At 52.0% G+C, this 14,750-nt stretch carries 12 protein-coding genes; 3 read left to right on the top strand and 9 right to left on the bottom strand.

Annotated elements, in window-relative coordinates:
• Positions 1-56: 56 nt before the first annotated feature.
• Entirely contained in the window at positions 57-1,364 is a 1,308-nt protein-coding gene (locus tag ACIP1X_RS02860) for an ABC transporter substrate-binding protein (RefSeq protein WP_400749157.1), read from the bottom strand.
• Between the two features lie 294 nt (positions 1,365-1,658).
• Between ACIP1X_RS02860 and ACIP1X_RS02855 the strand changes: the two genes are divergently transcribed.
• Together ACIP1X_RS02855 and ACIP1X_RS02850 are read left to right on the top strand one after the other, a co-directional pair.
• Positions 1,659-2,609, top strand: coding sequence for an AraC family transcriptional regulator (locus tag ACIP1X_RS02855; protein WP_400749154.1), 951 nt, complete (start codon positions 1,659-1,661; stop codon positions 2,607-2,609).
• Positions 2,610-2,677: 68 nt separating this feature from the next.
• Complete coding sequence (locus tag ACIP1X_RS02850; RefSeq protein WP_400749151.1) at positions 2,678-3,583, top strand: carbohydrate kinase; 906 nt, start codon at positions 2,678-2,680, stop codon at positions 3,581-3,583.
• 280 nt (positions 3,584-3,863) lie between these two features.
• On the opposite strand, the gene pobA is transcribed toward ACIP1X_RS02850, so the two are convergent.
• Positions 3,864-5,048, bottom strand: a complete 1,185-nt coding sequence (gene pobA / locus ACIP1X_RS02845; RefSeq protein WP_400749149.1) for a 4-hydroxybenzoate 3-monooxygenase — start codon at positions 5,046-5,048, stop codon at positions 3,864-3,866.
• Positions 5,049-5,200: 152 nt separating this feature from the next.
• Here pobA and ACIP1X_RS02840 point away from each other — a divergent pair, with 152 nt between their 5' ends.
• A complete protein-coding gene (locus ACIP1X_RS02840; RefSeq protein ID WP_400749147.1) occupies positions 5,201-6,070 on the top strand; it encodes a helix-turn-helix domain-containing protein in 870 nt (289 codons plus the stop codon).
• A gap of 88 nt (positions 6,071-6,158) precedes the next feature.
• On the opposite strand, the gene ACIP1X_RS02835 is transcribed toward ACIP1X_RS02840, so the two are convergent.
• From ACIP1X_RS02835 to ACIP1X_RS02805, 7 genes are all read right to left on the bottom strand, one after another.
• Positions 6,159-6,824 carry a TetR/AcrR family transcriptional regulator gene (locus ACIP1X_RS02835; RefSeq protein WP_400749145.1) on the bottom strand — a complete coding sequence of 222 codons (666 nt, stop codon included), beginning with the start codon at positions 6,822-6,824 and terminating at the stop codon, positions 6,159-6,161.
• Positions 6,825-6,907: 83 nt separating this feature from the next.
• On the bottom strand, positions 6,908-8,878 hold the full coding sequence (locus ACIP1X_RS02830; RefSeq protein ID WP_400749142.1) for a CocE/NonD family hydrolase: 1,971 nt from the start codon (positions 8,876-8,878) through the stop codon (positions 6,908-6,910).
• Between the two features lie 175 nt (positions 8,879-9,053).
• On the bottom strand, positions 9,054-9,671 hold the full coding sequence (locus ACIP1X_RS02825) for a TetR/AcrR family transcriptional regulator (RefSeq protein ID WP_400749139.1): 618 nt from the start codon (positions 9,669-9,671) through the stop codon (positions 9,054-9,056).
• 28 nt (positions 9,672-9,699) lie between these two features.
• Positions 9,700-10,152, bottom strand: a complete 453-nt coding sequence (locus ACIP1X_RS02820; protein WP_259197915.1) for a MarR family winged helix-turn-helix transcriptional regulator — start codon at positions 10,150-10,152, stop codon at positions 9,700-9,702.
• Positions 10,149-11,024, bottom strand: coding sequence for an amidohydrolase family protein (locus ACIP1X_RS02815; protein WP_400749137.1), 876 nt, complete (start codon positions 11,022-11,024; stop codon positions 10,149-10,151). Before ACIP1X_RS02815 ends, ACIP1X_RS02820 begins: the two co-directional genes overlap by 4 nt.
• A 1-nt stretch (position 11,025) precedes the next feature.
• On the bottom strand, positions 11,026-12,774 hold the full coding sequence (locus tag ACIP1X_RS02810; protein WP_400749135.1) for an acyl-CoA dehydrogenase family protein: 1,749 nt from the start codon (positions 12,772-12,774) through the stop codon (positions 11,026-11,028).
• A gap of 70 nt (positions 12,775-12,844) precedes the next feature.
• Complete coding sequence (locus tag ACIP1X_RS02805; RefSeq protein WP_400749132.1) at positions 12,845-14,734, bottom strand: feruloyl-CoA synthase; 1,890 nt, start codon at positions 14,732-14,734, stop codon at positions 12,845-12,847.
• Positions 14,735-14,750: the final 16 nt, after the last annotated feature.

The following is a 14,750-nucleotide window of genomic DNA, read 5'->3' as shown; positions in this document are numbered from 1 at the left end:
ACCGATTGGGTGCGGGTGTGCCCGAGGCCGATGCCCCGAGCCATTAAGGCGTTCGATTACTTCGGGTAACCGGCGCGCTTCATCTCACGTTCGGTGGAGGTCTGTGCTGCTGCGAGTGCTTGATCGACTGACATCTGCCCCGTGAGAGCGGCCGAAAACAATTTCCCCACGGAAGTGCCTATCGCCTGGAACTCGGGAATGGTGACGTACTGGATTCCAACGTAAGGAACAGGCTTGATCGAAGGGTGCGCAGGATCGGCGTTCTGCATCATCTGCAAGGTCACCTGCGCGAAAGGCGCAGCCCTCAAGTAGGCCTCGTTGTAAGTAGATTGCCGAGTACCAGGCGGGACATTGGTGACACCATCTTTTTCAGCAACCAACTGGATGTATTCTTTCGACGTTGCCCAGGTGATAAAGGCTTTTGCGGTGTCTTTGTGTTTGGAGGTGGCCGGTATCGCCAGCGACCACGCATACAGCCACGACGAACCTTTGTCGGTCACCTCGATAGGTGCAGGAGCAAAGCCCACACTGTCGACCACCTTGCTCTGCTCTTTATCGGTAGTAAATGAGCCCGCGACACTGGCATCCACCCAGATTGCGCACTTACCACTGTTGAACAGCGCGAGGGTTTCATTGAAGCCATTGCTCGACACACCTGGCGGCCCATAATTCTTCATGGTATCGACGTAAAAGTGCGCCGTTGCCGTCCACTCCGGACTGGAAAGCTCAGGCTGCCACTTTTCATCGAACCAGCGGGCACCAAAGGCGTTTGCCATAGTACTTAACAATGTGATGTTCTCGCCCCACCCCGCCTTGCCACGCAGGCACATCCCGTACAGCCCTTTATCAGGTTGGTGAAGCTTGGCGGCAAACTCGCCGAGCTGCGTCCAGGTCGGATGCTCCGGCATACTCAACCCTGCGTCCCTGAAAAGATCAGTGCGGTAATAGGTGATCGTGCTTTCGCCATAGAATGGCAATGCATAGAGCGTATTGTTGATCGACAGCCCCTGACGGACTGAAGGAAAGATGTCTTGTAGGTCGTACTCCGGTGGCAACGCCGTGAACGGTTCAAGCCAACCCTTGGCCCCCCACAAAGGCGTTTCATATGTGCCAATAGTCAGCACATCGAATTGGCCGCCCTGTGTGGCGATATCGGTGGTAAGGCGCTGACGTAAGACGTTTTCCTCCAGCACCACCCAATTTAGCTTCACATCAGGATGCTGCTGTTCAAAAATTTTGGAGAGCCGCTGCATGCGGATCATGTCGCCATTATTCACAGTGGCAATAGTCACTGTTTCGGCGGCTTGACTAAGAAAGGCGAAGGACAGACCAGCGGAAAGGAAAAGCGCTTTCGGGATTTTCATCGTAGTGCTCTCCGCTCCGCGCCTTGGACGACGGGAGCTATTATTTTTGTTGTTAACCACCGCTGGTCAAATGCATCTGACCCACAATGATTGGACGACCTGATTACAGCACCTAAAAAAACCCCAGACAAACGCATAACGGACGCCCAACTGATACTTTTTTAACCGAGAAATCGGATCAAGCTCGCGATCAAAAAAGTATTAGTCGTGCGCAATATGTGAGCTAGCACGTGCCCACCAAGAGAGCGTATGTTGGCCGTGTACGAAGAAAAACAACTATAAAAGGGGCATGACATGCCTGAGAACCGAACAGCCCTGTTTGAGCAGCGACCGGCCGAGTTGGAGGTAATTCTCCCCGAGCCTGATCATTTCTTTCGCTGGTATGAACACGACTACCCCTACTCCCTGGCTCGCTGGAACCATCATCCTGAATTTGAAGTTCATTTGATTCGCAAAGGAAGCGGCAAGCTGGTTGCAGGCGACTACATAGGTGCATTCGGTGCAGGTCATGTTGCGCTGATCGGCCCCGATCTACCCCACGACTGGATAGGTGATGTGGCACCTGGAGAGTTTCTGCCGGGACGCGATGTGGTACTGCAGTTTGATGGCGCGGCGATCCTTGCCTTACGGGGTACGCTGCCTGAGCTGGGCGAACTTCAACACCTTTTTGAAAATGCTCGTCGTGGCCTTGAGTTCACAGGCGCAACAGCTGTACAGGCTGCGCGACTGTTAGAGGAGATCGGCCCGGCTCAAGGTCTCGAGCGTCTGATTCTGTTTTTACAATTGATCAATACGCTCATCAAAGCGCCTGGCCAAAACGTTCACATGCTCGCCAGCGCCTTTTACACGCCAAAGCTGGACGCCCGCAGCTCCGAAAGAATCAACAGGGCATTTGACTACCTGCTGACTGAATTAACAGGTGATGTCCGCCTTTCAGTTATCGCCCTCCAGTTGGAGATGAGCGAACCAGGTTTTTCGCGCTTCTTTAAAAGGGTTACCGGCCACGGCTTCATAGATCTCATGCGCAAGCTCAGGGTTCAGCGCGCCTGCAGACTGTTGCTGCAAACAGAAAGGTCAGTGGCCGACATCTGCTTTGATGTTGGCTATGAAAACCTATCTAACTTCAACAGGCACTTTCGCATCGAAATGGGACAGACACCGAGCGAGTACCGTCGTGGAACCGCGATGACGTTGTTTAATCGAGACGGTGCTCATCAATCTCTTCCTTTCACCAAGGCGCATTAAGCCAGTGATGACTCATCGAAGATGAATCGTCAGCCGCTGCCCAACAAAAACAAACTGAGGAAATGATGATGGCATTGCCGCGCGCAATTGTATTTGGTGAAGCGCTGACCGACCTTGTCCAAGGCTTGCCCGGGGAATGGCAGGGCTATCCAGGCGGAGCTCCCTGGAATGTTGCACGTACGCTAAGCCGCCTGGGTATCAGCAGTGCCTTCGCAGGATCTATCAGCACCGAAACCCTAGGCGACGAAATCGTGCGGCAGTCTGGATTGGCAGGCCTGGACATGAGGTTTATACAACGCGTAAACCGAGATCCCCTGGTTGCCATCGTTCCTTCGAGTCATCCTCCAAGATATTTTTTCGCCGGTGAAGCCGACCTGTCCTTTGATCCAGTTCTGATGCCACAGGGATGGGAAGACCAGGTTGAAGTTTGTCACTTCAGCTGTATCAGCTTGACTCGTCAGCCGTTAGGAGACCGACTGGTAAAACTCGCTCAGCATACAAAAGCTACAGGTAAACGGATTAGCTATGACCCGAACTGGCGTAATTTGATGGACAGACATTACCGGGAACAAACCTTCCCAACGATGACCGTCTTAGCCGACATGATTAAGCTTTCTGACGAAGACATCAGGCAAATCTACCCAGGGCTCACCGAAAGTCAGGCGATAGACGAGATACGGGCCCTAAATCCCCTGGCCCACATCCTTTTTACTCGCGGTGAGCACGGAATGATTCTGCACACGCCGGACAGCCAACATGAGCAGCCAGCGATTCCTGTGGACGTCGCTGATACTGTCGGGGCAGGAGACGCCTGCATGGCTGGTTGGCTGGCTGCCGATCTGCTGGGTATAGCCGATTTGATGGATCGTTTACGGTTTTCGGCAGCCTGTGCATCCATATCCTGCCGCCATGCTGGAGCGCATGCTCCCGCGCTAGCTGAGGTGAAAGACTTGCTGAACGTATTAGGTTATTGATCGCTGGATGCTGCTCTATCGAAGAATGCGTAATCCGGTGCGCAGAATCGACACGAACCAGTAGGCAATGGATGTTTTGGCTACGCAGTTGCCATTTACCAACGAGCGATAGCGGTGTTGTGCGTGGCAACACCGCTTCGCTAGACGCTACTCCGCATCACAAAAAAGCGGCCAGAGAATACTCTAACTCTCCTATAACATGACGTCCGTCTTAATCATCAGATTTAGTCGATTTTGAAGCCCTTGAGTCCAATTGTGATCGCTCCTGAGCATTGAAGCCTCAATCGATTTTCTCGTAAGGAAGCCCAACGTAGTTCTCTGCCATACTTTTTTTGCCGACCTCCGATGAAACGAAGTAGTCCAACTCTGTCTGCTGTATCCGCTGGCTAAAATCGTCCGTTCCCGGAAAATTATGGAGCATCGACGTCATCCACCAAGAAAAACGCTCTGCCTTCCAGACGCGCTTCAGGCAGATTTGAGAGTATCGCTCGACAAACTCTGTGCGCCCTTCCTTATAAACTTTTATAAGAATTCGATAGAGCGTACTAACATCGCTAGCCGCCAGGTTTAACCCTTTCGCGCCAGTTGGGGGGACGATATGTGCAGCATCGCCTAACAGAAATAACCGACCATACTGCATAGGCTCTACAACAAAGCTTCGCAGGGGAGCAATACTTTTTTCAATCGAAGGGCCAGTTTGCAAACGTGCTGCCACCTCTTCTGGCAGACGGCTTTTAAGCTCTGTCCAGAATCTCTCATCCGACCAATCCTCAACCTTTTCTTCCGCATCCACCTGAACGTAATAACGTGTCCGGGTGGGCGAGCGCATACTGCATAGAGCGAATCCACGTTCGTGTCGTGCATAGATGAGCTCATCATCAACCGGCGGGGTATCCGCAAGTACACCTAGCCAGCCAAATGGATAAACGCGCTCATAAATTTTTAAATTTTCTGCCGGAATTGACTGTCGAGATATACCGTGGAATCCATCACAACCAGCGATATAGTCACAATCAATTCTTACGACCTCTCCGTTCTTTATACAAGTGACATAGGGGCTGTCGGTTTTCATGTCATGCGGCGTTACTTCATCCGCGTCGTAAATTGTTATTCCACCGGCTTGACTACGAGCATCGATAAGGTCACGCGTGACTTCAGTTTGTCCATAGACCATTACGGTTTTCCCGCCGGTCAGCGACTTGAGATTGATGTGCTCACTACGACCATCGAACGCGATTTTAAAACCATCGTGGACTAACCCCTCCTTCTCCATGCGATCGCTCACTCCCGCCTCGCGCAGTAAATCCACGGTGCCTTGTTCCAACACCCCAGCGCGTATGCGGGACAGGATATATTCGGGGTTCTTGCGTTCGATAATGATGTTATCGATGCCGGCACGCTGGAGCAGCTGACCGAGAAGAAGGCCGGATGGCCCAGAGCCGATAATTGCGACTTGAGTTTTCATCGTGGTTTTCCGTCGTAAGCTCCCTGAAACCGCGCAGGGTCTGGGAGTGTGATTATTTTTGTCTCCTGTATTTTTAGTGACAAAGGAGTGGATAAGAAGGCAATATCCATTTCATTATTTGGATTTTTGAATGATCCACCGAGGCGATCCTGATGGTAAAGACACCTGATGTTGGGATACCAGCTTTCAAGCTTTACGGTGAGACAGCCTCCTGGCCCACCCCGGATTTGATGCATTGTGAATCCATACCAGAGCGGAGCAAACTTCATGATTGGGAAATCAAGGCTCATCGACATGTCGATTTGATGCAGTTGCTATATGTACAGGGAGGTAATGCAGTACTTAAGGTTGAGGATGCTGTCGTCCACGTAGATCGTCCTACGCTCCAGGTAGTCCCTGCGATGAGCATTCACTCCTTTAAGTTCTCCCAAGACATACAGGGGCATATCCTGACATTTGCACAACCGTTGTTGCAGGGATTGTCCTCGGCGCTTGAGGGAGCTGACATATATAAAAACGTGTGCCATGAAGTGGGTGAGGATGCTGCGCACCTCGACATGCTGTTCAACGCAATCAGTACCGAATACCGGCAAAAACACCGGGGCCGGCAACTTGCATTGCATTCATTGATCAATTTGCTGATGGTTTGGATTCTCCGAAAAAACTCCGAAGAAGCTGAGAGCCACCTGCATACGACTGAACGGGGCCTAGAACACCTCCAAAGTTTCGTATCAATGCTTGAGCATCGGTACCGGGAGCATTGGCCAATCTCGCGATATGCCTCGGCATTGGGAATTAGCGCTAACCACTTAAACTCCTTGTGTCGGCGCCTGGGCGGGCAATCGGCCTTACAGATGATCAACGAAAGGCTTTCGCTCGAAGCGAAACGATGTCTCATATACACCGAAATGACTATCAATCAAGTTTCTGACAGTCTTGGCTTTTCCGAGCCCGCCTATTTCTCTAGATTCTTCAAACGCTCTTGCGGTGTTTCACCCAAAGAATTTCGCTCCGCGCGATGAAATCATTCGTTTGATATTTATGACACAGAAAGCAGACGTGATTGCGCCCGCTCGCAAACTGAATGCCTAGCGGGCGAATTGGCTTATGTTAGGAAGAAAGATTTTCCGTTCGTACAATAAACATTGCCATGGCTTGTTTGGCAATGCTGTTTTTCAATCGAGCACTGAGTGTTGGCTTTCCACAAAATACAGCCGGTGCAACCATTGGCAAAGAAATCGCCGATATCAACATACCAAAGAATAGTTCGTCATTATGCGCGATGATTATTCCTGCTTCTCGCGCTTTTGAAATTAGAGGAAGGCTTGCGGCTTTAAAGGGCTCGATAAGCTCTTCATTCAATTTTTTAAGTCTTGGCCCAGGGTTGCTTGCCTCCAGCAGAAGAAAAGCAGGAAACTCTGGCATGTGGAAAGAAATATCAGCGAAGAGCTGAATAAATCGTTGCATGGCTTTTTCGGGGTTCTTCTCCGCTTCGTCATTAAGATTGCGTATCTGCGCCAAATGATCAACTTGTCGTACCGCAAAACTATCTACAATATAATCCCAGAGATCGGCCTTCGATCCGAAGATCCTAGCAACCAGTGCCATATCGACACCAGCGTCCGCGGCGATTGATCGCAGAGAAACACCTTCATAGCCGAACTTCGAAAATGCTTGTAAAGCTGACTCAAGTAGAACCTCTCGACCGCTTACCTCTCCACTACGTCTGCGACCACGTTGAGCCTTTTGAGGAGGGACGGCGCTTTCGGATTTCAAGCAAAATACCTCTGTATGCAAGATTGCTATGCCCCTGCTGCGGTTGCCGGCCTTGGCTTACAGCCAAGGCCGGCACTGATTAGTCAGAGGGTAATCACTGGGATTAACAAGTGGCTATCATACCTACCGCCGAGGTGGAACACATGAGTTCCCTTGTTACGGCTTGTGGGAGTTGGAACCTTCTGTTCGCGGATGGCGCTCGGTGATGTGTTAGCACCGCCCCCCATGCTCTTCAATGCCCCAGGGTTGCTCCGGTCATGTGTGAAATTCTGCTCAGATATTTCGATCTTAGCTGCGCCAAAACCCATGTCGAAGTCGGTGCTCATCGGGTGGTGAGCTGCAATCGTCAGATAGAGTTCTTCTCCAGCCTTATAGCGCATTGCCATAGGCCAAATACCAATCTCCACTGGCACAATTTCCCCGGGCTTCAGCAGCTCTTCTCGTTCATGCTTCAGATAAGGCTCGAAATCGGTTGAGAGCTGTTCATTCAATTCGCGCTGGGATACGCGCAGCAGCCCGGTCGAGGCCACCGGCCCGACCATGCCCTCACCCAACTCGCGATTGTAGGGATTTCCCGTAGCATCGCGTTTTTCGACGCTTACGGCTAGTTCCATATCGTTCGAGCCTTTCGCTTCTACCCAGAGGCGAAGCTTCATGTAGCCGATCAGTTCAACGTCCTTATCGAATTTGTAGGTCAGCGAGATCTTACCGTTTGGCCCGACTTCGTAAGATATCTTGGCCTCTTTAGGCGGTGCTGCAGTATCTAGGTTGCCCTTGTCCGCCAAGAACAATTTCGTCGATTTTACTCGAGCTGGTGGCCACTGTTTTTCAACTCGATCAACCTCGTCGGTGCCGCTCGGATCAAGCACACAAATCCTCACCTGAGGCGTTTCTTGCCAACCGTTCTTCTCCCCCTTGAGGTAGTGGTTGAAGAATTTCAACAACTCCTGCTCATACTGCGGGGTGTAGAAGTCGAGCCATTCGTTCGTGTTGTTCACTCGCAACCACTTCTCTTTCGAAGCAATTTTTCGGAAACCATCAAACGTGCCATGGGTATGCGCAGCGTTGGTGTAGCTCGCGACGACATAGGCGGGAACCTGGATGCGTTCCAACCGGGCTTTCTTGTCAGCCCAATAGGGACTCATCACCTGCTGTTTAACAATCATGCGAGGCTGATCTTCGATGTACCCTTTGCCTGCAAAGGTCTGGATGATTGCCTCGGGGAATGCCGGAGCTGGAATGCCGCCGCGGTTACCGGTGTCACGGAAATGGTCGCTGAAGCCTTCCCAGGGGGCGATCGCGGCTAGGTGTGGGGGTTGTTCCGCCGCTATGAACCATTGCGACACTGCTAGCCATGAGTTACCAGCCATCCCAATCTTGCCAGAGCTCCAAGGCTGCTCAGCCGCCCACTCGATGAAGTCGTAGCCGTCTTCGGCTAACTGACGGCCCCAATAGCTGATATTGCCCTCTGAGTTATATGCGCCTCGAGGGTCAGGATTCAGCACCACATAGCCTTGTTCGACCCAAAATGCTGGATCCGGCCCTTCGAATTTCTGCAGCTCGGACACCCACTCTAAGGGCACACCAGCGCGACCATGAATGTCATCCAGCCATTGCCCCCCAATCTCCTTGCCGTAGGGGCTCCATGCGACCAGCGAAGGAAATTTACCGCTCTTGGCCGGACGGAAAACATCAACATAGATGGTGACCCCATCGCGCATCTTAACCGCAACATCTCGCTCGAGAATTATGTCAACAGGAAGGGGTTTCGCACCCGCACGGCGAATAGAACCTTTCGGCAAGGTTACCTGCTCGGGCTTAAATCCTGTGTAACGTGCTCGAGGAGCCTCAGGTGGCAGAGCTTTGCGGTAAGGAATTTCTGCCGCATCGTCACCATAGATACGGGTCGGAAAATCTCGGGTCATCACGTCATCTCCTAGAGTGGTGGCGCGCGCCACGCCACCGAAGGTCGACATCAGAGCAGCGCCTACCGCACTCGCAAGCACAGTTCGACGCGACATTACGAGCAGGCCGGGCATTTCTTTACGATCCAATTTAGACCTCAGAAAATCATCAAATGATGATTTATCATGGATGCAATGCTCTGTCCTGTCAAAGAAGAAATGCTTCGCTTAAACCGAATATTGGCGCTGAGGCTCAAGCACGGGCTTCTTGCTCGCATAGCTTTTGGAAGGGTGCAATGGTGAGGTATAGCCACCGGGATAGGCTTCAACACGAAGACGAACGTGCCTGGATTACCTGCGTCGCGAGGTCGAACAGAATTCGCGAGATCTCCTCCAGTCCGAAGCCGGAACCTAGCAGGCAGCCAGGTACGGAATTCAACAATTGAACGATGTCACCAGCTTTTTGAGTCGCGCAGCTCTTGAATTGTCCGTCTATGAGGGGATCAATCAACGTCAGGGTATACGCCTCATACTTGTCCGCGTGGGCTCTCAGCGCATCGCCATAGACGTCTGTTAAATTTACCTTTTCCCTTTGCAGTAACTGGAAATGCAAAGGCATCGAGCTATAGATATGTACATGATATTCAATGAATTTCTGCAAGCGCTCTACAGGACTAAGCGCATAGACGTTGTATGTTAGAAAACCTGGGACATTTAAAAAGTCATAAATTTCTTCTATAAATTCGAACAGTAGCTGTTCTTTACTCTCTATGTAGTAGTAAATCGATCCAGGTTTCAAGCCGATATGCAGAGCCAAATCTCGCATGCTTATCTGGCGAAATCCATGTTGCGCAAAGAGTTTGAGCGCAGTGTGCCGGTGCCCATCAAAGGCGCCACGGTCGTTTCCCTCCCTGGAGGTAGTCACCCTCAATGAGTTATTCATAACAGCAAAACCCAATTTATTAATGCGGTTAAAGCATTTTGGAGAGCAGAAGGTGCAAATGGGCCTTCTCGTCATCACTAAGAGCTGAACAAACTACGTCGTCACTTCGTAAAGCGACGACCTTTAGCTTCTTAACCAGCTCTTGACCTTCTTCGCTCAAATGGAGGAAGTTTGCTCGCCTGTCCTGAAGTCCCCGCTGTCGGATTACAAGTGCTCGTCTCTCGAGCTTCGTAATCAGCTGGACAACCTGAGAAGGCTCCATGGCTAAGCTCCGAGCCAAATCCACTTGGGTGATTCCAGGAAACTGCTCCAATATGAGCATCGCGGAAAACTGTCCAGGTCTGAGTCTGAAGTCGGAAAACTGCTCAGTAAGATGCTGGCTCATTCGAATTTGTATTCGACGGAACGTATAGCCAAGCAGATCATCGAGACGTACATCGACATCTTGATCGGCACCTGGCGGAGCATTCACCATATTCATACGGCCTCCGAACTCAGCCCTAGTACCCGCATCGCGTTTTCTTTGAGGATGAGAGAGTGCACCTCCTCCTTAAATCCAGCTTCCTTAAAGTCCTTCATCCAGCGATCGGGCGTAATCAATGGAAAATCTGAACCGAAGAGCATTTTCTCTTTAAGCAAAGTATTCGCGTATTGAACGAGTTGCGGGGGAAAGTACTTTGGCGACCACCCTGAAAGGTCTATGTAAACGTTGGGTTTGTGAAGGCAGACGGACAACGCCTCATCCTGCCAAGGCCATGATGGGTGCGCGACGATGATTTTCATATCAGGAAAATCCGCGGCAACGTCGTCCAGGTGAATGGGATTAGAGTACTTTAGACGTAATCCGCCGCCGCCCGGCATGCCTGAGCCTACACCGGAATGACCACTATGGAAGATTGCTGGCAGGCCATGCTCAGCAATAACCTCGTACAGCTGATAAGCCATGCGGTCGTTCGGGAAGAACCCTTGGCAGGTAGGGTGAAACTTGAACCCCTTGATACCAAAATCGTTAATCAGCCGACGCATTTCACGGACACCCATCTTCCCTTTATGAGGATCGATGCTTGCGAACGCCATCATCATGTCCGCGTTGTCTTGCGCCGCAAGCGCTACCTCTTCATTGGGGATGCGGCGCCGACCGATCTCAAATTCCCAATCGACCGTAAACATCACCAAACCGATTTTTCTTTCTCTGTAGTACGCGATGGTTTCCGCAATGGATGGCGGGGCTCCAGATTTGAAGTACTTGCGCTTAGCCTCTTCAAACTCAATCCTGTAGTCATCGTCTGGCGCATGACAGGAGACCTCTGCATGAGTATGAATGTCGATAGCAATCAGGTCGGCAGCATTCATTTCAACCCCTCCGCTTGAACGGCAGCACGGCTGCCTTGCGGATAATTTTGATTCTCAGATCGGCTTCCGGCAGGACGTAGTCAAAGTAAAACTGAGCCGTTTCAATTTTGGTTTGGTAGAAAGGCCCGGCTCGCTCTAATGAGATTCGCCATGTTCGCGCCCACGCGTAGCCAAGCAGCACTAGGCCCATCAAGCGCAAAAAATCAGTCGCTATTCGATAGGGTTGCTCGGGATCTTTACTATCGTGCAGTGAACTCACCACTTCACGTAACTCAGCGCAGAGAACCTCGAGCACAACGCCATACCCAGAAACGCTGTGAGCCTCCTGGTGAGCCTCATTCAGGATGAGCTCTATCAGATTGCCAAAGGCGTTATGTTTGTCGCCTAACACCTTTCGAAGAAGCAGATCATTGGCCTGAATTTCATTGGTGCCCTCGTAGAGCATGACTACCCTGCTGTCCCTTAGTGTCTGCTCGATGCTGTAATCCTGTACATAACCGTATCCACCATGTACCTGCAAAGCTTCGCTGGCCAGCCGGAAACCTTGCTCGCTGAAGAAGGCTTTGATTATTGGTGTCAATAAACTCGCTTGCTGCTCTAGGCGGTGCCGTTCAGCCTCTGAAGCGTCTTCTGCCATATCAAGTAAATGGGCAGCCCAATAGCCAATAGCACGCATGCCCTCTGTGTATGCTCGAAGCTCCAGAAGCTTGCGACGCATCGCCGGGTGGTACTCAATAGGATCAACAGGTGCAGCAGGCACGCCTTCTGGTCGACGAGGAGCGCGCATCTGCGTGCGCTCCGCGGCATAGCCAGTTGCTTCCTGCAATGCCATCTGTGCATGCCCAAGTCCCTGCAACCCGACATGGAGACGCGCAGAGTTCATCATGATGAACATGGCGTTCAATCCAGCATCTTCCTGACCGACCAGCCACCCCTTAGCGCCCTCGAATGCAATGCTGCATGTCGGACTGCCATGGATTCCCATCTTATGTTCGATTCCAACGCAGCGAATTCCGTTCTGCTCATCGCCCTGGGCGCCGCTGAAGTATTTAGGAACCAGAAAAAGCGAAATACCTCGGTTACCCGCCGGAGCTCCCGGTACACGAGCCAAGACCAAGTGCAGAATGTTCTGAGTGAAATCGTGTTCTGCACCAGAAATGAAAATCTTGTTGCCAGTCAGCGTGTAGGTACCGTCGTTTTGCCGATCAGCCCTGGTACGCACTAATCCGACATCGCTGCCTGCTTGGGGCTCGGTCAGGCACATGGTTGGAAGGCATTCACCGGAGACGATTTGTTCAAGATATCTCGCACGCAGCTCCTCTGATCCGTGCGCGCGTAGGCATTCGTAAGCACCGTGCGCAATGCCTGTGTACATCGCCCACGCGTGATTAGCGCTGAAGAGCATTTCATGTAGCGCTGCGTTCAATAATTGAGGCAGTCCTTGGCCCCCATCTTCAGTTGCACATGCCAACGCTGGCCAGCCACCTTCAACATATTGTGCGTACGCCGCGGCAAACCCAGTCGGAGTGCGAACCTCCCCGTCGATCCACCTGCACCCTTCACGATCACCTATCGCATTGAGAGGAGCCAATTCGCCAGTTGCAAATTTCGCGGCCTCTTCGAGCACCTGCGAGGCAAGCTCAATGTCTAGGTCAGTGAACAACTGAGACTGTTGCCAAGCATTGGGAGCCTGGAGCCATTCTTCAATCACGAAGTTCATATCGCGCAGGGGTGCAGAGTATTCAGACATCTCGAGCTCCAGATGTGAGAGCACACGATGGGAGCATCGACCGTCGACAATCCCATCCGTACCTTTTTATTTAGTCTTGACTGGCCAGCAACCGGCTAGGATCGGTACCGTCATAGAGACTTTCGATTTTCTCCGCCCGATGCGTCAGCACAGCGCGTTGATTTACGGATCCCTTGTCAGTGATCTCGCCTTTATCTAGCGCTGGGGGTTCTGTAAGCCAGGCGGCCCAATCGATGCGAGTGGCAACGCCTGTAGCTTTTTCATTCAGTCGATTGATTAGAGCTAACAACCACTCACGTGCTACAGGACTTTCCAAAATATCTTGGGCGCGCGCTGTAGCGTCTGCGCCAACGAGGCTTCGCATCTCTTCAATGTGAGGGAACACCAGTAATCCAATACGCTGGCGATTCGGCGCGGCTACGACCACATCCATGATGTACGGGCCACCAGTTGCAATCACTTGCGCGCGCAGGGGGCCAACACTGACAAATCCGCCTGAAGACAACTTGAAGTCCTCTGCAATTCGGCCGTCGAACATCAACCCCAACTCTGGGCATGCCGGGTCAGCAAAACGCACGGCGTCGCCTGAGCAATAAAAACCTTCTTCGTCGAAAGCGCTTGCGGTTTGCTCCGGAGACCGCCAGTAGCCAGGCATGACATTTGGCCCACGGAAGCGAGCTTCGTACTTACCATCGACTGGCATCATCTTCACTTCGCAGCCTGGCGCTGGCAGGCCCACGTAGCCGGACACGGACAGAGGCCCGGTTGTAAAAGTACAGCTGGGAGCAGTCTCGGTCATGCCAAGCCCGGCCATGATCTGGATGCGCTCACCACAATGTTCAGTAGAGATTTTCTCCAGACGATCCCATACCGATTGTGAAAGGCCTGCACCGGCGAAGAAGAACAGTTTCATACGCGAGAAAAATCTTTCCCTGAGAACTGCATCCTTCTCCAGCGCGCAGACTAGCTCCTCCCAACCCTTTGGTACTGTTAGGTATGCGGTAGGGGAGATTTCGAGGAGATTACGCAGCGTCTCCGCGAAATGCAGAGGCGTCGGTTTTCCATCATCGATATACAGCGTCCCGCCGTTATACAAAACGATACCGACGTTATGGCTGCCGCCGAAGGTATGGTTCCAGGGCAACCAGTCCACCAAGACGGGTGGCTCCTCGATAAACTCCGGGAACGTCTGGCGCAGCATCTGCTGATTCGCGCACAACATCTGCTGCGTGGTAACCACCGCTTTGGGCAACTTGGTGGAACCGGACGTGAACAGGAATTTGGCTATGGTGGAGGGCTGAACCTGCTCGAACGCCGCAAGAGCGTCGCGCGTATCGATGGGCTGGCATAGATCTTCAAACGAAATATGACGTCGTTTCTGAAGCTCTCCGCAAGTCAGCACCACAGGCGTATCAATCGACACTACTGAATCTATCGCGCGCTCGTACATTGCCCCATTGGCCGCGAAAATTAGGCCAGGGTTTAGCGTGTCGATAATGTGTTTGAGCTTGCCGAAATCCTGCGCGACCGTTGAGTAGGCCGTAGAGACCGGACAGTAAGGTATGCCGACATAAAGGGCCGCAGTGGCTAACTGCAAATGCTCCAAATCGTTGCCCGACAAGATGACCAGTGGGCGCTCTTCACTTAAATTGAACGACAGCAGATGCTGACCAATGATCTGAGCTCGCTGCAGAATTTGCGAATAGCTAATTCGCACCCACGCCCCATCCGAATCTCGGCGTGCAACAAACGTATGGTCAGGTTTAGCTTGCGCCCAGTGCACGAGACGATCCATCAAGCGTTTTGGATAGGCTTCCAAATACTCGTTCGATCGAAGGTAGATAGCCCCACCACGCTGCTCGATCGTCACTCCAGGCCTACCAATGACAACCGGGCGTATGGGAGGCAGTGCATGCCCCCCTACCTCGGGCGACTCTTTCCACGTAGTTTCGCTATTCACGTATTGAACCTCTGCA

The sequence above is a fragment of the Pseudomonas sp. NPDC088885 genome (assembly GCF_044750025.1).
GTDB classification, from domain to species: Bacteria; Pseudomonadota; Gammaproteobacteria; order Pseudomonadales; family Pseudomonadaceae; genus Aquipseudomonas; species Aquipseudomonas rustica.
Note: the sequence above shows the minus strand (reverse complement) of the source record. Positions and strands in the feature narration are given on the sequence as shown.

Bases quoted from the DNA above. Each gene is read 5' to 3' on its own strand.
- ACIP1X_RS02825 (WP_400749139.1), bottom strand. From the start codon at position 9,671: ATGAATAACTCATTGAGGGTGACTACCTCCAGGGAGGGAAACGACCGT.
- ACIP1X_RS02810 (WP_400749135.1), bottom strand. From the start codon at position 12,774: ATGTCTGAATACTCTGCACCCCTGCGCGATATGAACTTCGTGATTGAA.
- ACIP1X_RS02855 (WP_400749154.1), top strand. From the start codon at position 1,659: ATGCCTGAGAACCGAACAGCCCTGTTTGAGCAGCGACCGGCCGAGTTG.
- ACIP1X_RS02840 (WP_400749147.1), top strand. From the start codon at position 5,201: ATGGTAAAGACACCTGATGTTGGGATACCAGCTTTCAAGCTTTACGGT.
- pobA (WP_400749149.1), bottom strand. From the start codon at position 5,048: ATGAAAACTCAAGTCGCAATTATCGGCTCTGGGCCATCCGGCCTTCTT.
- ACIP1X_RS02820 (WP_259197915.1), bottom strand. From the start codon at position 10,152: ATGAATATGGTGAATGCTCCGCCAGGTGCCGATCAAGATGTCGATGTA.
- ACIP1X_RS02860 (WP_400749157.1), bottom strand. From the start codon at position 1,364: ATGAAAATCCCGAAAGCGCTTTTCCTTTCCGCTGGTCTGTCCTTCGCC.
- ACIP1X_RS02850 (WP_400749151.1), top strand. From the start codon at position 2,678: ATGGCATTGCCGCGCGCAATTGTATTTGGTGAAGCGCTGACCGACCTT.
- ACIP1X_RS02815 (WP_400749137.1), bottom strand. From the start codon at position 11,024: ATGAATGCTGCCGACCTGATTGCTATCGACATTCATACTCATGCAGAG.